Raw genomic sequence first — 485 nt, forward strand, 5'->3', positions numbered from 1 at the left:
AGCTTGTTCTTTATCTACCAAGATCTTCCTGGCTTGCCGATGGCCTTGAGGGTCTCGGGGCGTTTGACGGTTTTGCCGACGTCGTAGCGGGGTGCCCGGTGCTTGTTCTTGGCGCCGGGAGGTCGTCCGGGGCCGGCTCCTCGGGGTTGGGGAACACGGGCCGGGCAGGCGAGGTGAGCGCGGATGTTCCTGAACCCCCGGCGGACCCGTGCCGGGGTGAGCCGGTCAGCGGTGGCGGGTTTCTCCCACGGTCTACGGAGGTCCGTGGCGAGTGGCCGGGCCAGTCGAAGCTGGGTGTGGGCGACGATCAGGATCCAGGTCCAGCGGTCCGCTGCCTCGGGAGTGCGGAGTTTCGGGGTGGTCCAGCCCAGGGTCTGCTTCGCGAAGCGGAAGGTGTGCTCGAGGTCGAAGCGGCGGAGGAATGCCTGCCAGAAGCGGTCCACGTCATTCGGAGTGGCGCCGGTCTTGGAGGACCACAACCACAC

Annotated in this window: 1 pseudogene; it reads right to left on the minus strand. The window is 67.2% G+C overall.

Going from position 1 to position 485, the window contains the following annotated elements:
* Nucleotides 1-14 precede the first annotated feature (14 nt).
* Nucleotides 15-485, minus strand: a pseudogene (locus tag JNW98_RS35895) (NF041680 family putative transposase); the annotation flags it as partial.

Origin of the sequence: Streptomyces huiliensis, from assembly GCF_020037025.1 — a bacterium.
In the GTDB taxonomy this organism is placed as follows: Bacteria; Actinomycetota; Actinomycetes; order Streptomycetales; family Streptomycetaceae; genus Streptomyces; species Streptomyces huiliensis.